The organism is Adlercreutzia shanghongiae, assembly GCF_035830635.1.
GTDB lineage: Bacteria > Actinomycetota > Coriobacteriia > Coriobacteriales > Eggerthellaceae > Adlercreutzia > Adlercreutzia shanghongiae.
In genome coordinates this window covers 55,684-77,796 of record NZ_JAYMFI010000013.1, presented here as the reverse complement: position 1 = coordinate 77,796, position 22,113 = coordinate 55,684, and the positions used below count along the sequence as shown (strand labels likewise).

Genomic DNA, 22,113 nt, shown 5'->3' with positions numbered 1-22,113 from the left:
GTAGACCAGCGACGACTCATCAGCCCACTGGAAGTACTCGGGGCACTGGTTGTTGAAGCCGCCCACGCCGTACACATTGGCAGAGTCCTGCTCAACCGTCGGGCGCAGGTACAGCGTGCCCTGCTCCAGCCTCACCGTCTGCTCAGCGGCGCCATCGGCCGCCACGAGAGGCTCGTAGAGCGGGAAGCCGTCCTCGCCGTAGAGCACGTTGCCCGCGGCATCAGTCTTGGCCTTGAACAGCTTCGTGTCCTTGGAAACGGTGATGTCCTTGTCCTCGCCCATCCAGCGGTGCGACCAGCCGGTCTCCTTGGGCAACCAGACCACGTCGCGGTCCTCGGTGGTGAAGTAGGCCTTCGTCGCCTGGGTCGACCACTTGCGGACCAGCTCCTTCTGCTGGTTGTAGGGCAGAGGCTCGCCGTTCTCGTCGGTGAGTCCCTCCAGGGCCGACTCCTCGTCGCCCACGTTATCGATGCGGGTGCGCACCTTCAGGGTGACGGCATCGCCGGCGCCCAGATAGCCGTCGGCACGAACGTTGTCCCAGAAGGCCGACAGCAAGCTCGCGTGCTTCTCGAACTCGGCGTCGTTGGCGTCATCAGGCGGGGTGAGCTCGAAGACGATGGTCTCGCCGCCGCGGATGCGGCTCTTCACGTCGGCGGCATCTACGCCGTCGTCAAGATCGTCCACATCGGGCTTGCCGTACTCGCTGTGCTTGTTGGCGGCACCGGAGGCCAGCGCGCCATAGGAGTCCTTGTCGTAGTCGGGCTGCACGCGCACGCGCACGGTCCAGCCCTGCTCGATGAGCTGCTTGGGCGTCAAGCGCTCGTACTTCTTCTGCTGGTTCTCGCGCTTGGGATACACCGACGAGCCCGTGACCGGGTCCTTCACCACGCCCGTATCGGAGTGGCGATCGCGGTAGGTGTGCTCCACATAGAAGGAGTAATCGTTGTCGGTGTAATCGCAGAACAGCTTCTCGAAGTCGGCCGGGGTGACCACCTCGCCCAAATTCATGAGCTTCTTCTGGTCGTAGAAGGTCACCTGCTCGGGCAGGTACACGGAGAACACGAGCTTGGCATGCTGCAGCGCGCCCTCCTTACCCTGCTGGCCCGAGGCGTTCTTGTTGGCGATGACGGAATTGCTGAAGGTGGCCGAGAACCACATCTCGTCATCGTATTCGTAGGTGCCGGCCTTCGACTTGGCCTGGTTGCTGGTGAGAAGCGCGCCGTTGGCCGCACCGGGCAGAGGAAGCGTCTCGTCCTTGCCCAGGTCGCCGGCAGCAATGGCCTGCTGCTCCTCGGTGAGGTTCTCATCGTCCACCGGCTTAGTCGTCGGTATGTTCTCAATCTTGTAGGCGGAACCGAGCGTCGGGGTCTTCAGGCGAATCTTGCTGGCAGCGAAGGCGCCGCGGTCCACGTGCTCGGCATACTTGTCGTCCTTGCGCGTAGCAAAGGCCTCAGTGCGGGTGGCACTGGAGTTCGTGCTGTCGTCCGTCAGGGTGCCGTCAGCGTCGACGTAGTTGTTGTTCAGGTTGTTGGTGGTCGCCTTGGAAAGACCGTACTGGGTGCGGAAGTTGTACTCCGAGACGTTCATGCCCTCATTGCCGGCGTTGCCGGTCAGCGCAATGAGCGGACCGCCCGGACGCTGGGAGCCGTCCTTCTCGGTATAGGTGCCGAAGTAGCCTGTCAGGTGGCTGTACTGCACCTGGTCGTTGGTCTGGGTGCCAGCGTTGTAGTAGTTGTGCGGCAAACGGCGGACCATGGTAACCGCATTCCAGTAATGGGTTCTATGAACCCAGTTGCCGTAGCCATCGATATAGCAGTTGTGGGAATAAGTGTAGGAACCGTCGAAGACGTTGTCGTACTCCCACTGATAGCGGTAGGCATCCCAGCCGTGAGCATCGGTGTAGAGCGCCGTGCCCAGGGCGTTGGTGGTGTTGTAGCGATGGTTCGAGCTGTTGGTGTTGTAGTCGCCGTAATCGCCCCAACGGGTGAAGTAGGACGCTGAGACGGCATCGAGGCGCGTATCGCGACCGATGGCGTCACCGGAGGCGCGGAACTGGGACGGCGCCCCCACCGTATAGGGATTGCCGGCGATGTCGTTGTCTACCAGGCCCTTGTAGCCCGTCATGGCACTCGTCACGTAGGTGCGAATGGATTCGGTGGTGCGCGAGGCCTCCTTGTGAGCCGGCAGCTCCTCCCATTCCGGCTCCTCGTTCATGGCGATGGAGAACTTGAAGGTATCCATCTCATGCGAGCGGATGCGCTGCTCGGTGGAAGGATCGTGGTTCAAATCGTCGCCCTTGGGCAGGAAGCGCACCACGAAGCGGTAGTTATCGTCGTTGATATCGTCGGCCGGGTACTGGGTGGCATCGGCCTCCACCTTCTCGTAGGTAACCGTCGCGACGAAGTTGTCCTTGAGCCACTGGGCGCTCTCGTTCTGGTTCACCGGGTCTTGGTAGTTCCAGTTCGCGTTGGCCGACTGGGCGATGTCCCAGTCCTCGTAGAGGAACGGCTGGGTGACGCCGGGCCACTGGCCGTAGGGCTTGCGGGTCTCGCGATGCACCGGGGTGATGCCGAAGGGCAGCACGACAGTCACCACCGGCAGCACCAAGTCGCCCATCTGGCCGCCCTCGCGGGAATAGGTGTGCCAACGGTTCTCGTTGATGGACCAGTCGTTCACGCCGCCGCCGCTGTTGATGTAGCCATAGTTGCGGCACAGCGAATCCCACCAGAAGCGGTTCTCTACATGCACGTTCACCTGACGGGTGTCGGTCTCGGCCTCCATATAGTAGTTGGCCGAGGTGGCGCCCACGCCATCGGTAACGGTGCCCGTCTCTTGGGTGCCGGACAGAACATCGGGCAGGCTGATGGAGTTCCACACGCGGACCACCGGCTTGCGCATGACGGCGCTCGTGCCGGTCTGGGCGTAGAGCACCGGTCCGGTAGAGCCCTCGCCCTTGTAGGCCTTCTTCCAGAAGTACTGCCTCTCATCCACGCCGTTCTCGGTCGTCGCCGATGCGGGCAATTCGTTGGCAGCGAGCACGCCCATGGGGTCGGCGATCGTGTTGGTGTCGTCGACGGTGGTGGTGCGCACCGTATTGTTCTGAATCGTCCAGCCGTTAACCGCGGGCATGTTGGGAGAGCCGGCCAGCTCGTCCTCGTTGCCGCCGCCGCTGTCCTGATTACGGTACCAGCGACGGATGGTGTACTTGTAATCCATGCCGAAGGGCTGGATATGGGTACGGCGATCGCGAGCGGTGCCCTCGAAGTGGTCGTAGTCGTACACCTGGTAGTAGGCACTTGAGCGGCTCGGCTCCTCGCCCTCGGCCTTGTTCTGACCCACGACCTTGGTCGGGTCGTCCCACGGGCGGGTGAGCACGCGGTCGTACCAGCGCTCGCTCTCGTTGTTGCCGAACACATGGGAGGGAATGTTCACCTTAATCTGATAGCCGCCGGCCTTGCCCTCAAGGATGGCCTTAAGACCCTCGGCATATTTGGCGTATTCACCCCAGTTGCGGATGTAATCGGGATCGGCCGCGTCGTAGCTGTGCATATCAATGGTGCGGCCGAACCACTTGGCCAGATCCTGCTTCACCTTCACCTTCAGCACCCAAGGCTGGGAGCTGTCGCGATAGCTGATGGACTGGTTCGTGGTGCCCTCGGCGCGCACGGCCGTGTACGTGCTGTTCGAGGCGTCGGCCGTGGCCGCGATACCGGCCGCGGGGTTGCTGCCGTTGGCCAGATACGGGTCCTGAATAGAGCTGGGAGCGTAGTAGCCCGCAAACTCGCTCGTGGGAGTCTGCACGACCTCAATTTCCATGAGATCGGAGATGTCGACCCACTGGGCATTGGTGTAAGGATCTTGGGAGTAGTTGCCGCCGATAGTCGTGGCGAAGTTCGCCTTATCCTTATTGTTGGGATCATTCCTGTCCTTCAGCAGGTACACCTGAGCCTTGATGCGTCCCGAGAGGTCGGCCAAATCGTTGGTGTTAATGGCGCCCTCGGAAGGGTCAACGCCCTCTGCACCTTCAGCGCTGAAGAAGGCGATGCCGTTGTCAGCGGGCCCGTCGGAGGCGGGCTCGTCTGCAGAGACCGTCGGCGTTACGGCGGCCGTCTGCACTGTCATGCCGGAGAGCGCCGTCTCGATGGCGGCCTGCTCCTCGTCGCTGAAGTACTCGCCGTTGGCCGTCGGAGTCGAGGTCGGCACCGGCACGGGCACCGGCGTGGTTGCCGTCGGCGCCGTGGAGGTGGTCGCGAGCTTTGCCGTGTAATCCGACAGCGACAGCGCCGTGGGGGCAACCGTCACCTCGCCCGCGGCCACCTGAGCCTCAACGGCAGCGTTGGCCAGGGTGGTCTCGGTGAACGGATCGGTCAGCGCGCTCTCCTCGCTGACGGTGCCCTGGGCGCTGGCGAGCAGCTGCTCGGCCCCCGCTCCCGTCACCGTCGCGGGCTGCGCCGTCGTAGCCGTCGGCGCCTCGTCTTTGGCGGCGGTCAGGTTCACCGGCAGGCCCGTGGCCTGGGCAATCGTGTGCTCCGCCTCGGCGAACAGCTCGGTGGCGAGCAGCGAGAAGGCGGCCGCTGCCACCGCCTCGGTGCGCTCGGGCTCCGTCACACTGGCCGACACCTCGGCAATGGCCGGGCCGCCCGTACCGTCAACGGTGAAGCTGGCATCGTGCAGATAGGGCTTCTCTGCCCAGCTCTGGCTCATAACAATAAGCTTGTAACCACCGGCGGGAAGCGTGCCGAGGGTCGTATCGGCCGTGGCCGACACGGTACGGCTGTCAACTAGCTCGTTGTTCTCATCGGTAATCTGAACCGGATCGCCCGCCTCGTCCACCAGGCGGAACGTAAAGGTGCCTCCAGCGGGGATAACAAGGTCGTTGGCCTTCACGCGCACCGTGACCCGGCTGGGGTTCTTGCCCACTTCCACCGGCACCGCCAAATCAACATGGGCACCGCCGGCTTCAACCACGAAATCGACGGGCCGCTCCGGCAAGGCGAAGGTGGTGCCATCGGCCAGCTTGGGCGACTCCACAAGCGTCAGGCGATAGGTGCCGGGAGCCAGGCTCTTCAGGAAGACCGGGCGGTTGGCGAACACCTCCAGGCGCTGGTCGATTTCCACCTCGGTCTCTGTCGCAGCCTCGCCCTCGCCGGTGGTGACAACCTGGCAGAGGTTGTACTTGAAGATGGCCTTCTCCGGGGCTCCGGGCGCCTTGATATCGAGGCGCACGGCGGACTGACCGGCCGTAACCGCCGGGGCATCGCCCAAGGTGCAGGTCATGGTGATGTCCATGGCGCTCCCGTGGCCGTCAGCCTCCACCGTCACCGAGCCAGTCGGGGCGATGAAATCCCACTTGCCGTGCTTGAGCACATCAATCTCATTGCCCGTGGGCACACCGTCGACGACTTCCGCTTCCTTCACTGTGTAGTCGTAGCCCATAGTGGGCGCCTTGACCATGGTGACGTAGTAGATGCCCTTCGCGAGCTTCGCAAGATCGGTCCTGACGTCCTTGTTCACCGCGATGCGATAGGGCGCGTCATCAACCGGCTTGCCGTCCTCGCCGGGCAGCACGGCCGCACCCGTTTTCGGGTCAACGATGTCGCCGTTCTCGTTGCGGATGATAACCTCAGCCGGCGTATCGGCACCGTAGGCCTCCACGGTCAGCGACAGCGTGCTCACATCCCAGATATGCTCCAGCTCATAGGCGGGAATCTCGATATCGGCACCCAGGCCGACCACGTAGAAGTGGGTCGCCTCGATGGGATAGGAGTAGCTCAGGCCGCCGCCCAGCTCGCTGGGCATCTGGGGAGAGGCGATAATCTTCACGCCGTAGTGGCCGCGGGGCAACGAGGCGATTTTCACCGGCTCGTTGGCCACCACCGAGATGTTATCGAAGCCCTCGACAGGCGCACCCTCGTCGTAGACAGTCTCGGTCACCGTCGTGGTCTCCATGATCGGCTTGCCCGCAGCATCGACCATCGGCTCGCCCTTAGCATCGAGCTTCTGCTTCTCAACCTCGCGCTCAACCTCGCGCGGCACCATGGCAACGATCTGCATCGTGGCCGGCGCATCGGGGCTGGCGCCCTCGGCGTTGATCTGCACGGTAACATCGCTCGTAAGCTCGATGCGGTCAAGTGAAAGCTCGGCGTTCACCTGCGAGGGAACGGTGGCATCGTACACGGCGATTTCCACGAAACGGCCGGTGTCCTCGCACTTGACGTACTTGCCGTTGGCGTCTTTCAGGTAGTTCTTGCCGTTGATGGTGATGACCGTATCGCCATCGGGGGTCTCGCCGTTAATGACCAGTCCGTTGTAGCGAGTGAGCTTCACTGGCACAAGCGTGCCGGTGCTCGTGCCGTCATCCTCGGCGTAAATCTTCTTCTTCTCGGGGAGAAGCGCGTCGTCTACCGAAGCCGAAATGCCCGTGGACACCTTGTTGTCGCCCTCGCCGGTCTCGCTCGGGTTGGCCGCCACCATGCCATCGTGGGAGGTGACGTGGAAGGCCAGGGGCTTGTAGGGCGTCGGGCGGCTCTCGCTGACGCGTTTGCCGTCCTCATCGGTCAGAAGAACGGTGTAGCTGTAGTCGCCCTTCGCGAAGGGAAGGCCCTCGGGAGTCTCGCCCACCTCTTTGATAACGATCCAGTAGTCGCCCTCGGGGAAGGTGTAGGGAGTGTCTTCGCCACCTTCCTCGGTGGCCTTCTGCATACCGCCGAGCACCACCGGCGTGTTGGGGGTAAGGGCAAAGTTCTCAAGAACGACATCGCCGGTGACACTGACCACGTCAACGATGATGGGGGCCTCCAAGCCCTCGGCGTTCACCTGCATGACCACCTTGCCGTAGTAGTTCACCACGTTGTCGTCCAGATCATCGTCATCATCGGCCGGCTTCACCACGCCGCCGATCTTGGGCTCCACGCCACGGGGCATCACGTAGGTGAACTCCACGCCATCGAGGTTGCGGTCGCCGTAGTTGTAGGCCACAAGCTCGCTGATGAAGTCTTGGTTGTACTCCAGCGCGGTGGTGTACTGGCCGACCATGACACCGCGATGGTCGCGGTAGTGCTGGCCGGAATAGTCGTAGGAGCCCACCTTCCAACCGGCATGGCTGTCCTCGCTGTTGTAGAAGCGCTGGGCCTCGTAGTTGGAAACACCGGAACCCTCGGTAGCCGTCGCCGCCGAGATGAAGCGGCTCGAGGTGGCCAGCCACGCCTTCTGCATATGCAGGCGGGTCTCGGACCACACAAGCGGCGTTTTCGATTCCCAACGGGCGTCATCCGGCGTGGCGTTCACACGCGGCTTCACCACGTAGGCGTACCAGTCGCGCACATAGCGGTTGCGGTTGGTCAGCGACGGAGCTCCGTTGCCGTAGTAGCTGTTCTCCCACGCACGGTTGCCGGCGCCCACGTTGGCCGTGTCGTCGCCGTCGTACCACCATACATAGTGGGTGTCGCCGGGCAGCTGGAACTCCACCGACTCCTTCGTGCCCGCCTGCGGGCGCGGCGTGTAGCGGATGGGCTGCTTGTTGTTGGAGGTCTTTATGTCGCTGTCGAGGAAGTACCCGATGGACGTGGCATCGGAGCCCACCGAGCTTTGGATGTTCGAGTGATAGTTCACACCGCCGGAATGGTCGTCGTAGGGATAGGCGTAGCAACCCATGCCGTTGTTGCCCCAGTTGTTCACATCCCAGCCCGAGCCGTAATGGCCGTAGGAGATCTGCTCGCCGGGGATGTAGGTCCAGGAGCCATCGAACATCTCCCAGGTGTCGGTCTGCTCCGGCTTGTCGCCCGAGAAGGCCGAGTCCAGCATGAGGAAGTCCATGTCCATGAGGATGTTGGATGTGTTGAAGTAGTAGCCTTCCCAGGTATCCATGGGTCCCTGAGTCCCGTTGAGCGGGTTGATACGGCCCGACCAGTTGTCGTACCAGCTTGCGTAATCGGCGTAGTAGTACTCTCCCACGCGGGGGAAGTAGGCCGGTTCAAGGCCGGTCGTGGTGCCTTCGGCGTTCAGGCGGTCGCCCGTGATGCCGTGGCGCTGGTACACCTGGGGCAGGTTGTCCACCGACGCGTAGATGTCGAAGCTCAGCTCAATGCGGTCGCCCACCTCCATGCGGGTGGCGTTCGGCATGACCGTATCCACAGGACGGTCGTACTGCAGCGGCGCATCCACCACCGAGCCGCCCCGGGTGCCGTCGGCCACCAGCGTGCGATAGCGCCCGTCGGCAGGCTCGGCCGCGTCCTTGGGCAGCGCCTCATCCAGGGGAATCCAGGCGATCTTGAACAGCGTGAAGGACGTGGTCTGGCTCGTGCCGGCCGCCGTGGGGTTCAGCGGGGAGAAGTAGTTGCCGTGGCCGCCGCGCGTCGTCACGTTGCTCGTGTTCTGGCCATTGCCGCGGGTGGCAGTATAGTTGTTGTAGATCATGGCGCCGCCGTAATCGGGCAGCGTGTAGTCGGCCACGGGCACCACGATAAGCTTCATACCGTTGGTGCGCTGGGCGTACACGTCCTTGTCGGGGTGTTCCACTTTTCCAGTGCCCACGTTGTAGAAGTTCTCGTACCAGCTCACTTTCACATGGTTGGCCAGCCACTGGGCGGTGATTTTGGCGTCGCCGTCGGCCTTCAGGTACTCGGTGGGAATCATCTCGTAGAAGACGGGGTTGTACAGCTCGCCTTCCAGGGTGGTGATGCCATCGTTGGTGGTCTTGGGGACGTTGATCAGCGTGTTCTTGTACCAGAGCTGCTCGCCGGCCACGTAGCCGGTCTTCTGGTTGGCGTCGGCGTTGTACTTGGCCTCAGCCTCGCTCTGGGACTGGAACACCTGGTTCTGGAACCGCATGACAGGCGTACGGCGCCACACCGTGGTGACCTTGCGCTTGCCCTCGTCCTGCTTGGTGAGCAGCGTGCCGTGGGTCACCGGCGCGTTGTCCTTCAGCACCGGGGTGGCCGTGGTGCTCTTCGCCACATCCACGAAATCGAGGGTCGTCTTCTGCTGATCGGTATGGGTGAAGGCCACGTCCACCTGGCTGTAGGGAGACCAGAGGTTCTCCTGCTCGCCGGCGAGGTGGTTCACCGCCGTGGAATCGAGACGGGTGTCCTCATAACGGGCCACGCCGAGCAGCGATACGTCATCGAGGGGGAAGGCCACGTCTCCTGTGGCCACGGCCGGCACATCGTAGTAGGTCCAGCGCACGCCCGTCACGTCGCGGAACACATTGCCGTTGGCGGTGTGCTTCTCGGGCGTGAGCGCCGCGCCGCTGCCCGGGACAGTGGGGTCGTTCACGGTGTAGCGGGCCTTAAGCTCTTCGTAGCTCACCCAGGCGCCGGTGGCCGTAGGCGTCGACGGCGTCGTGCCATCGTCGGGCGTTACCGTCTCGCGCTCTTCAAGGGTGGTGGTAGCCGGCACGGAGGACTTGTTCCAATCGGGCACGTAGTACTCGATCTTCACCGCCGGACGGCGGTCGGCCGCCGCGGTGTCCACACCGTCGCCGGTCAGGTTGACCGAAGCCGGCAGCAGCGCATGGCTGCGGTCGGCCTCAGACGAGGCGTTGGTCAGGCCCAAGCGCGCCGCCGGAGTGGTGTCGTTCCACCCAGCAAGCTTGGTGATATCGGCGCTCGGGTAGCCGAGCTCGTCAAGTGCCTCATTGGCCGTGTAGGTGGGCTTGCGGGTCAGTTCGAAGTAGCGCTCGCCCGCCGGATTGCCGTCGGCGTCGAAGCCCTGGGTGCCATCGTTGTAGGCGCCCTGCACAACCCCCAGACCGCGCACGGAGCGCATGAAGGACACGGTCACCGTCACGGTGGACTCATGCCAGGTGGTATTGCGGATGTTGGTCACCCGCAGGCGCATACGGTTGCCGTCAGCGTTGGCCGGCTGGCCAGAGGCCGACTTGGGCTCAAGCTTGCCCGTCTCCCAGTCGTAGTACTCGGGTGTGATGGCGATGCGATTCACATCGGGGTCGGTGCCCGACTTCTCCTTCACGTGGTTGTGGAACACCACATCGGAGTGGTCGTGGGCCGCCAGCTGATTGCGATTATCGAAGCGTACCGTGCGCTCGTCGGCCTTAGTGATGAAGCTGTACCACAGCTTGGTAGCGGCATTGGCAACGCAGTTGTCCGAGACGCCCGAACCCGTGGAATGGGCGCCGGCGATGGTGCCGAGTTCGTTCGCATCGGACGCGAAGTCCGTCGTAGCCTTGTTGTTGCCGCCCTCGCTGCCGGCCGTGTTGTTGTACACGCGGTACTGGGTAAAGCCATGCAGAGGCGCTGCCACGGCATAGAAATTGGCTGTAGCAGACTGGCCCTGGTAGCTGGGGTTGTCGGCACGATCGGACTGATTGGCCGTATCGTTGTAGTCCTCGTCGGTTTCGCGCTCGTCGGTCATCTGGGTGATGACGCGAATCCACACGCCACGGCCCGGATCAATCTGGCTCGTAGCTTCGGCGTTGTTCTTCGTCGCTGTGTAGGACTTGCCGATGGAGAACACGAGGTTGCGATTGTCGTCGTACTGCTCAGCGCCATTAATCTGGGAGAGGTCGACCTGCGGGTCCACCGCCTTGCTCACCGTGCCGTCGGCGTTGGTGAGCCGCGCCGTCACCGGCTGCACCGCGCCCGTGCCGTGGGACGCCGTGTTGTTTTCGACCCACTGGTTCTTCGCGGTATCGAAGTACTTCTCCACTTCCCAGCCAACGATGCGCTGGCCGGCGCCCACCTCGAAGCGGGCATCAACGTGCTCGAGCGGCAAGGGATCAAGCTCGAGGAAGTCTCCTGTGCGAGAGTCATAGGTAAGATCGGTAAGCACCTTGCCGTCGGTGCCCTGGCCCGCAGGCACCCCAGAGCCCACATACAGACGGTACTCCACGTAGTCGCCCGCATACAAGTCGCCATTGGGGATGTTGTGGCCGTTGGTGCCGGTGGTGGCATCGGGCGCATAGGACCACGGCGAGCCGACCGAGGTGCTATCGGCGTCGTAGGCAAATACGGTTTTCTCAGTGCCGTTCAGCATCACCTTCTTGCCGCGCTGCATATCGGTGGTCAGCGCACCCAGGCGATGGGACAAGTCGTAACCGCGCTCGTTATCTTCATGGCGCTCGAGGGTGTTCTTGTTCGGGTCGCGGGTCTGCACATCGGAAACCGTGAGGTTCTCGTACATGGCCATGCCGTCAAACCCGTTGCCCTGCTTATCGAAAGTGGGCGTAGACCAGTAGTTCCAGTTGCCACTAGCCGGGTCGTTGCCCGTTTTGGTGGCCGTGCGGAAGTCGGTCACCTCGCGGTCGGCATAGACGCCGTCGTAGGCAAAGGCGAAGTTGTGCTGCCAGTCCTCGTTGTACTTGGTGGTCTTATCCTTGGTCTCGTCGGCCGCGCGCTTCCAGTTGGCACCGAGCCACTGACCGGAGTCGAGCATGGTCTCGGGCTTCTCGCGGTTCGACTGAGGCGAGACGAACAGGAACTGGGCGCTCGTCACGTAGGGCGCGGCGTAGGTGAGGTTCACCGTGGCATCGTTGGCGAATTCGCCACCCAGGGTGTTCGTCTTGCTGACCGCCGTGTAGTGGCCCACGATGCCGGCTTGAATCTTGTCCAGCACGGCCTTCTTGGCATCGGCTTCGGTCTGACCGTCGGCCGGCTTGAAGCCCGCGAGGTTCAGGCCTAGCAGGCCGAAGAGGTCATCGGTGCTCTTGCCGGCGTTGGCCCGCTTAATCTCGGTCAGGCGGAGGTACTTCTCCACATCGATGACGTAGCAATCCGGGTACTCCGCACTCTGGTTCCAGTCGCCGGTGAAGGTGTCGGAAATGCCTGTGCCGGACACCTTACCCGACAGAATGCCGAGGTGCACCATATCTTCCCAGGACAGCTTAACCGTGGCCGTCGTGTCGTTCACGCCATCGCGCACCGTGCGCACCGTGAACTGGAAGTCCTGGGCACGGAACCAGGTATCTACGCGGTCATGGCCGCCCACGGGAACGAACTGCTTGGGCACATAAATTTTCTGCACGCGAATGGCGTCGGCGTCGTTGGCGGAGGTAAACGCCGGGTTCCAGCTCGTCTTCAGACGCACCTGGCTGATATGGGCCGCGCGGTTCTCGTCGTCGACGCCCTCGCTCTTGTCGTTGTTGTTGCGGAAGCGCACCTCGTAACGCACGATATTGGGCGTGAGGTTGTCTTCCTGGTAGTCGGCCACGTTGGGATGGCCCTTGTCGTGATACTGGCTTCCGCTCTCATTCACCGTCAGCGAGGAGTAGTACTCGAACGGAATGAGGTAGCCCAAGAACCAGGCGGTATCGCGGTTGCGATGGGTCACGCTGGCCGTAGAGGAGCTGCGCCAATCGTTGGCGCCCTGATGCACGCCCGAACCGCCCGCCGGGTTGGTGGCCGTGTAATCGTTGATGCTGATCTTGTAGGTGCCCGTCGCCGGATCGAGGTCCTTGAAATGATAGGCCTTGGCGCTCACGTGGTTGCGCGCATCGCCGACAGCGTCGCAGCCATCGTGCTTCGCGGTGCTCTTGAACGGCGGATGCTTCTGACCCTTATAAATGTAGGGCCGACCGAGCAGCTGGATATCGACAACCGTCTCGTTGCCGTCGCGGTCAACATTGAGGCCCGTGTATTCGGAGGTGATATCGCCGTTGCCGTTATAGGGGCCCAAGTCCATCGAATAGGACGCGATGAACTCGTTGGTATCCAGCGGGATGGTCACCATCTTGCCGCCGTTGGCGGCCTTGTACTCCTCGATGCGCTTGTGGGGCACCTCATCAGGGCGCTCAAACTGGATGTAGCCGCCCGAGCCCGTCGTGTCCGTCGCCGTAAGGAAATCCAAGCCCTCGTAGCCATCGAGCTTGTCCCATGCGGTGCCGTTCTTCACATACAAGCCGTCGTGGGTAAGCTTGAAGGTGCGTGCATCGGCGACCTGCTCCTCGAAGATAGCGAAGCCGTCGTCGTTCTTGTCCTCGGTGGCCTCCCACTTGCGCGTTACGAAGGTGATGGAGGCGCGGTCGTAGCTCTTCAGGTGGCTCAGCACGCCGTTCTTCACAAACAGGCCCGTGGAAAGGAAGCCGTAGTAGCCCAGATCCTCGTCGGGCTGGCACCAGGGCATGGTGTCGCCGAGCACCACCTTGTCGCTGAAGGCCGTGTAGTTCCAGCCCCAGTCGTTGGGCCAGTAGGTGTCGTAACCCCAGGTGCTGCTGTAGGACTGATCGCCGGTGTAGAACCCGCGATAAATCGTATGGCGATAGAACGAGGTGTTGAAATTCACATCGCCGCCGAACAGAGCATGGGTCGTGCCGTGATAGTAGTTATCACTGTCGCCCAACTGTATTCGGTCGTTGCCGTCCCAGGTGATACCTTCCATGGTGTAATTGCCATCGACCCGGGCCACCACATTAGTGCGGCTGCGCAGATGACGCATGTAGGCCACGCCATCGTAGTGGTGATGGTAGTCGCCGGTGCGATGGAAATCCTGGAAGGACCAGCCGGAAGCGTAACGACCCTTGTCGGCGTCAAGATCGGTGCGAGACGCAGCGCCGTTGCTGTCCTTCACGTTGTTGCCCGCACGCTTGTCCTTGGTGTCCGAACGGACCAGCGCCGTGTGGCCGGGACGGTTGTTGCCGGAGTTGGTGCCGCCCACCTCAAGGGCCGTATCAACATACATGTTCACACCGGCCGTGGGGGTCTCGGTGTACATGCGACCGTTCACCTCAATGGCCATGCGGTCGATGATGGCCTCGCGGGTATTTTCCACGTTGGGATGCCAGGTGCCGAAATCGGGCATGCCCAGTGCCGCGCCGGGCGTGCTGGAATCGGTCCAGTCGCCCTCGCCGGAAATGTAGCGGTTCTCGCCCGTGGCGAACTGATGCTGGTTGATGCGGATGACGTAATCGATCTTCTTCACGGTGAACTTCGGCGTGCCCGGCGCCGTCACATTCACGTTCTCGTAGTCGTCGAAGGGATGGCGATAGGAGTCGGAAAGCGGCGCGGCGGCACCGAACGACGCCGCGGGCTCATCGGCAGCGTCGCGGGCCAGAAGATTCAAGCGGAAGTATTTCTCCCCATCGACATAGCGGTCGGTTTCCTTGGAGTCGGCATCTGTGCCCGCGAGCAGCTCCTTGATCTCGTCACCCGTCACCTCCAGCGTCTTGCCGTCGGAGTAGGTGACCGTGATCTTATCGAAGTAAGGTGCTGCCGTACGGTGAATCTTCAGATAGTAGGAATCGAAATACCCGTTGGGCATGGTCTGGGTCATGTGCAGCACCATGCCGGTGTTGAACGTCTGCGGCCCGGTGTAGGACATGCCGTTGTTGTTGCGCTCCCAGTGGCAGGTGCGCTCGGGGGCGCCCTCGTTGTAGTAATTGTTCACCTGGCGGAAGTCGGCCAGCAGCGAAACCTGGGACTTGTAGCCCACATCCAGGGCATAGTTGTACTCGGCATCGGAGGCATAGCTGGAATTGTGGCGGCTGTGGCAGCTGTCCCACGAGCCCAGGTTGTTCAGCTGGAAGCGATGGCCGTTGTTGACAGGGTTCGTGTTGCCGCCGTTGTTCGAATCGTAGAGACCCGCACGGTTGATGGTATCGAAGTACATCTTCGACATATAAATCTGGGAGATATCGGTGCGCGTCACGGGCGTGCCGGTCATGCCCTTGGACACCGCAATGCCCAAAGGCGTGCTCAAGTCCGTGGTGTCGGCCGGGTTCGCCTTGGGACCGCGCAGCTTCAGCAGGAAGTTCTGAGACGACGCATTCAGATTACGGAAGCTGTCGAAGTTCTGATCGCTGAAGCCCTCCAGCACGATGTTCTGCTCATTGCGATTGCTGGAATTATCTACATCCATGTCCTGCCAGCTGATGAGCTTGACCTGGGTGAGGTTCATGATGCCATGGTCGCGCAGGTCCTTCTCGGTGACGACCAAGTCACCCTCGGCATCGAAGGTGAACTGATGGCCGTCTGCGTCCTCGAAGTAATCGGGCAGAGCCTCGGCAGCCGGCACCTTGGTGCGGTCCTGGGCGAGGTAGGCGGCGTCCGGCTTAAGCTCCCACACGATATCGCTTGCGTTGCGAGTATCGATGCCCTCGGGCTTGCCGACAAAGCGAATCGTACCCACGGTGCCGTGGCTGAACACCTCGAAGAGTTCCTTATTGATAGTAACCTTCGTGGTATGGAAGCCCACCCAGTCGCCGGTGACGTTGTTGTCCAGATCGAGCGAGTTATCGAACGCCATGGGCGGCTTCACCGTCACATCGACATCGTCCAAGGTGGACACGTTGCGCTCGTTGTACAGGTTCACCCACATCTTGAAGTCGCGGTCGTAGGGCACCGCCGTTAAGGTGTAGGAGCCATCGGAGCAGCTACCGCTTCCGTAGGTGTGGCTGTTGTAGTACTCCTTCAGCTTCTCGTCGGGACCGTACTGGCCATAGCTGCGCACCGCCATGGCGGGGAAGTACACCTTGAAGAAGGCCTGGGCGTAATTGCGGTTCTTCGGGTTGTCCAAAGGCGCGGTCTGGGTAATATCGAGGGTCGCACGCACCTTCGAGTACTCGACGGGCGCGTTCTGCCCGGAAATGGTGCCCTCGGAGAACTTGTTGCCCTTCGGACCGTACCAATGGTTCACCTTGCCCGTAAGCTTGATGGCGATATCGCGGTTCTTGTCGGCATTTACGTGCTTGTCGCTGGCGGCGAAGTGCGGGTCCACTTCGCTATAGGTCAGCTCGATGCGCTCCAGGTACAAGTCGGCCATCGCGGCGAACTTGTCCTTAGTCATATCCAGGGCGAAGTTGCCGTTGGCATCCTTGGTGGCAGAGAACGCCGCCTGCAGCTCGGCCAGGGTCAGCTCGACGGTTTGCCCCTTGGCCACGACGCTCATGTTGCCGGCGCCATCGTCGATGACATCGCGGAAGTAGAACGTGGCCTTCTCCAGGGCGCTGCCCAGCTTCGCCGGCGTGTTATCTACGCGCACCGTCGAGCCGAAGTTGAAGAGAGCCTCGTTGAAGGTGACGGTGCGGGTCTTGAAGCCCTGGACGTCGTTGACCGGCTCTGTCAGATAGGGGCTCAAATCATCGATGTTCACCGAAACCGTCGCATTGTCGGCGCGGTTCAGCCCGGTGTTCTTCAACGTGAAGTTATAGGAGTTGCCATCGGAGTAGTTGGCCACCTCAACGTTTTGACCCGTATTCTCGGTGCCGACGTTCGGGCGCACATCCTTGTTCTTCGTCACCGTCCACGCGATGGAAGAGCCGAAGGTGCCGACGGTCATGGTGGCGTTGTGCTCCATATAGTTGCGGCTGTTGCCCTCTTTGCGCACGCCCTTCGGCAGTTGCATATCGGGGCCGTATACCGCCGTGGTGGCAAAGGCGTGCACATCGGTGCGCACGTTGCTGTGGGTATCGGCGCGCCCGTACAGGTACACCCTCGGGCAGTTGGCGTTCGTGATCTCTTTGTACACGCGGCCGAAGCGCACGCGCACCATCTTCACCGGGGCCTTCTCTGCCGCGTCGGCCGACTGCTTTCCGTTCACAATGCCGTCGGTGGCCACCTTCAGGGTAACCGTGCCGCTGGCATCAAGGGTAAGGGTGGTGCCGTCGGCGAAGGTATGGGTGCCGCCCGCTTGGGGCATGGCTTTAATGACATTCTCGATGTCGTAGCTGCCGTTGGGGTCGATGGCGTCTTCGGCCTTCATGATGGTCGCCGTGGCGTTGTGCCCGTCGAAGACATCGACCGACGTAACCGAGCCATAGTTGTAGTGCCAGCGCGTCTCCGTGCCGGAAACGTTGTCGTTGGCATCGTAGATGTTGGTTTCGCCGTAGGAGAAGCCGGGGATCACCACCGAGCGGGTGATGAAGCCGCGCCACGCGTCGCGCGTGCCGTCGTTCTGCTTGGCCGTGCCGTTCACCACCGCATCGATATCGAAGTCCTTCATCTCGTACTTCGAGTTGTTGGACAAGTCGTAGCGGAAGTAGGCGATTTCATCGTCCATGTCGCCCCAGCGGTAGGGCACCGCGGTGTTGGCCCTCGTGGTGCCGGTATTATCCACCCAGCCGTAGGAGGCGTTCACTTCGGGCTTGATGGGCACGTACATGGAATGCAGCGTGGCCGAATCGGTCTTGGTGATGTTCGAATTCGGGTTCAGATAGTCGGTGCGGATGGAAGAGCCCACAGTGATATCGCCCACATCCACCGGCATGCCCTTAATTTCCACCGTGGCCTTGGCGGCATCCACGGTCATGTTCTTCTTGAAGGACTCAAGCTCCATCTTGATGCCGGACAAATACCCGATGCTCTTGGGCAGGTCGTAATAATAGTAGCCCGTAGGCGTGGCCACCCCGTCCACCATCTTCATTTCCTGCTTGAAGCTGGAAAGCTTCACGGTGGTCGTGAGCTTGGTCACATCGGCGGGTTCCATCGTGGCGTAATAGGTGAGCGTGATGGTGTCGACCACCGCGGTGGGGTCGGTGCCGAAGAAGCCCGCGCCGAGGCGGATTTGATTCGCCACGAACTTGGGCGTCTTCACCGACGGAATGGTCACCCCGCCGCCGGGACTTGTGATGGGGTCGCGGCCATCGGGCACCGGCCCGATTTCAATAACGGCCGGCGCCATGCGCGACTTGGAGTTATTGCCGAACTTGAAGCGATAGCCGGCGTTGCCCGTGTCCACCAGGGCATTGCGGTTTTTCGCCTCGGTGGCCATGTTCACGTCCGCCGAACCGGAGCCGTCGTACATCGAGAACGCGTAAGTGTTATCGATGGGCTCGGGGTCGCGCGGGTTGAAGTCGGCGAAGGCACCCGGGGTAGTCACTTTATCCTGGACATAGCCATCGGGATTAACCGTCCACAGGCGCTTGCCGTAGGTGATGTCGGCACCGTTCTGGTAGCGGCCGTTGGGGCCGTTGGAGCGGCGCTCCATCATGAGGCCCGTCACGTCAACGGAGCTGGCGATGGCCGTATCGGCCGGCAGCGAGTGCTTGAACAGCAAGCGGAACGTGCCGGTGAACTCATGGGTGAAGGTCGGATTTGCCCCGCTTTGGGCATGGTGGCCCGGAATGGCCGCGATGCGGGCCGCTTCCAGCTGCTCGGCAATGCCGCCCTTCACATCGTCCACCTCGCCGATACGGTAGATGGCGTAGCTATCATCCGCGGCGCGTTCGATTTCCGTTAAGCCCGCAGGAAGGTTCTTCCAGGAGACGTTGCCCGCGGCGTCGCGTACCTCGAACTGCAGCACGGCACTGCCCGACTTGGTGTCGTACCAGTCGGACAAATCCGCGCTGCGATGGGCCTGGTCCTTCTCGCCGACCAGCTTCGATTCGCCGCTCGCGTCAACACGCACCGTGACGCCGGACAGCTGGAAGCCCTCGGGCAGCTTGTCGGACAGCTCGGGGCCGTAGGTGGTTGAGTCCTTAAGGCCGAACAGCGGCGTATTGCCCTTGTTGGCCATGGAGTCGATGGTGTAGGTGACCATCTCGCCGAGGGGGGCATACTCGCTTTCGGACTTGCTCGCCGGGTTGTCCACGTTGCGAGCCCATTTCTTCAGGGCCACATCGAACTTCGGTGCCTGGAAGCTCGAATAGAGGATCTTGTCCTTCATCCACTGGTAGTCGTTGGAGTTGCCATCATTGTCGTAGCCGCGGTTGCCGAAGTTTACCGTGGCATTAGTTTGCAGCTTCGCCCTGGTGTAACCCCCCGAACCGTTGCCGTAGTTCGTGGTGTAGGGCATGGCCACCAGAAGCGTATGACGATTCGACTCGTCCTCCGGAGGCTCAAAGTCGTCGCCCGCCGACTTGTTCGCCGCAGCGGTATGGGAGAACAGATGCTTGCCGAAGGGCATCTCCGACTCGCGAATATCCACCGTGATCTGGCCGGGTTTGCCGCCGGTGCCGTAGGACAGCTCCTTCAGGTCGAAATCCGCCACATTGGAGAAGTCCACCATGTCAATCTGGCGAATCTCCTCATCGGTCAGCTTCGACACATCGTAAATAAGAGCGCCGCCCTGCTTGGGCTTGCCGATATAGACAGCACCGATTTCTTCGTACTTGACATTGTTGTTCTTGTTGAAGGTATTGCCCTGGTCGGTGCTCTTCCACGTGAGCAAATCCTCGGCACGAATGCCCGAGGTGGAGCCGGTAGCAGCGTTGAAAAAGAGCACGTAGTTAATGAAGTCGATTTCCGAGTCGCGGGTGTCGGACTGGTTCTCAACTTCCACCTTGTACACGGCGTAGTTGTAGTGGTCCCACAGAACCGGGGTATTCAGGGAGGAGTGGTTGATCTCCCACTTCAGGTTTGTCTGGATGAAGGTGGCGCGCAGCACGTTCTGGGCACCATCGGCACGCTTGCGGCCGGGCTCCACCGTAGTGGGCTGATAGCCAATCTTCTCGGTGCGGTCGGCGTTGGTGAACGTTTGATACTCGTAGCCGAGCAGGATGGTCGCACCCGTGTTGTCAGGCACGGTACCCTCGAAGTACACCCGACCTGACAGGGTAAGAGCGTCGGGGTGCAGCTGGTAGAGCTTGTCGCCCGTGCCCTTGTAGCGCACGTACCAGGTGCCCGACAGGCCCTTCTGAATGTAGCCGTCCTTGGGGTCGGTCATCTCCTCCACGGTATACCAGTTCTTGCCATCCTGGGAGAAGTCGTAGCGGTTGATTGCGTCAGTGTCGGGTTTGTAAACCAGGCGCTGGTGGTCGTTCTTGAACTTAAGGTCGGGGGCCTGAGCCTCGGTGTTCTTCTTCTCCCACTCGGCGGCATCCAGCGTTTCCACCGAGCCCTTGTTGTTGAAGTAGAGGTACGGAATATCCAAGCGGAAGATAACCGCCGCCTCGCGACGATCGTCCATCTCGAAGATGTCGGATTTACCCAGGTAGCCGGACTTGTAGGTGGGGTTCGGCTGCAGGGACATGAACACCTGCTCGCTCGTCTTAATCATCACCGTGTTGGTGGCGCCGTCGACCGGGGTGCCGTTGCCGATGTGCAGGTTCGGGTCCAGGTAGGTGTCGGGGAGCTTCTCCACCTTCTCGTTAGCGAAGGGCTTGATGGCGGGAGCCGCGGCATAAGTGCTCGCCAGATAGCTTGCCCCCGTCGCGGCGGTGAACAGCATCACCGGAGCGGACTCGGGGTGGTTGCGGTAGTTATCGGCCGGAAGGGCGGGCTCGGGAATTTCCACCGGTTCGGGGGTCTTCACGGGCTTGTCGGCCTGCTCGCCCTCGTCGTCGGCTTCATCGTCGGTCTTCGGCGCAATGGTGGGCAGGCCGGGCAGCTCGGGCTGGTTGGCCTTGGCCTCTTCTTCTTCCTCGTCGGTCAAAAACGCGCTGCCGGGCTCGGCGGCGGAGAACACCGGGTGGTCGGTGAAGCATTGGGCAAGCACCACGTTGTCGCCCGAGGCAACCGTCGAGATCTGGGCATCGAAGACCGCCGTCACCGGGAGAGACTCGGCGGCATCACCCTCGAAGGTCACGTCGGCCTCGCGGTAAGGCGCGGCAATATAGAGGGTGCGGCTCTGACCGGGATCAATAGCACCCTCGCTGCCGCCCCGGGCCAGCTGGATGCGGCCGTCGGAAGCCACTGAGTAGGCGATGGGCTCAAGGTCCAGCGCCTCGATGCTGGAGGCCTTCATCGGGTCGATGGAGGCAACCTGCTCCTCGGTAAGGCCGGTTACATCCAGCACGATAATGCCGCCCTTGCCGGGCACGCCGACAAAGGACGTGTCCTTGCGGGCCTCGTCGCTTGTGTCCACAACGCCATCGGTGCTGTTCGGGGCAGGGTTGCCGTCCTCGTCGACGGCATAGGCCATGAGCGTCTCCAGGGCCAGGGCGCCGCGGCCCTGGGCGTCGGCCGGGTACAGAGCGCCCAGCGCGATGGCAGAGGCGCTCGGGGCATTTTCCGGCACGGCGTAGGTGACGGTGTGCGCGAGGTAGCTTTTGCCCGTGCCATTCTCGGTGCGGGGCATGTTCGCCGAAACGACGGATGCCGCCATGGCGGCGGCGGAGTCGTTGATCTCGTTGGTAAGGCCGTAAGCACCCGCGGCGCCGCGCTTGACGTCGCCGTACTGGGGCTCGGGGGCCGGTTCGCCTTCAACGGCTTGGGCAGTGAAGGAGTGGTATTCGTATCCGTAGTAGACGGATACGGGAGTACCTTCAGGTACTCCGCCGACCAGGCCAAGGCTCAGCTGGGGCAGATTCGCCGCCGCATCGAGCTTGCCGTCGTTGGCGTCGTAGCGGAACACCAGGCGGCCCGAAACGCCGGCAGCCATCATATCGTCGGTCACCGAGAGATAGGCGCCGTCATGTTCCTGGAAGACAGACCAGCCCTCGGGCACCGCCTCGGCAAACACCGCGGCGCGCATGGCGTCGGCGGGAACGTTCTGATCGGCAGCGCGGGCCGCGGCGGCCTGCACGGCCTGATCGGCGTCGGCGGGAGCGCCCTGCTCGCCGGAGACGATGGCGTCGGCTACGTCAGAGAGCATGGTGCGGTAGCGCCACTCCTCCTCGGAGTAGGTGGAGGCCACGTTGCCCTCGGCGTCGGTGTACAGGAAGGGCGCCTCCATGGTGAGCACGAAGCGGTCGCCCGCTTTGGAGCCGGCCACAAAGCCGCCCTCGAGCAGCGTGCCCAAATCGCCCAGTTCGAAATCGGCCTTAACAGCACCGTCCTTCACAAAGAAGCCCTGGGAGGCCGAGAACGGCTTGCCGTAGGCCACCAGGTTCGGCGCGACGCGACCGGCGATATCGGCGACGATAGCTCCTTCGGTGGCAGCCGTCACCTGAGGCAGCACCTCTTCGGCGCCTACCAGCTCGCCGGGCAGCAGCGCCGACAAGCTGTCGGCATCGATGTCGGCGTTCTGCAGCGCCGTGGCCCAAGAGGTATCCGGCGCGGGGTCGGCGTCGCTATCGGCAGGCGCCTCCTCGCCGTTCGTGAGCGGGGTGGCCTCGTCGGACACCTCATCGGCGTAAGAGGTGAGCGCCGTGGCATCGAACATCGTGAAGGCCAACAGCAGCGACAGGCACACCGAGAGCACCTTCGCCCACGTCTTCGTGGTGAAGCTGTTCACCGGCACGGTATCTGCGCGCACGCGCGTATGCCAATGGGCGTCGGTATCGAACGCCCCAGACCGCGCATCTGGCGACGTCAAATTCTGATGATTTTGCGTAGTATTAGCCAT

General features: G+C 62.2%; 1 protein-coding gene (only partly in view). It reads right to left on the bottom strand.

The window, feature by feature from the left end:
• Positions 1-22,113: the 5' portion of a PASTA domain-containing protein gene (locus VJ923_RS07595; RefSeq protein WP_326440184.1), read on the bottom strand. 17,145 nt of this gene lie to the left of the window's left edge; the window shows 22,113 of its 39,258 coding nt (coding positions 1-22,113); the start codon lies at positions 22,111-22,113; its stop codon lies beyond the left edge, outside the window.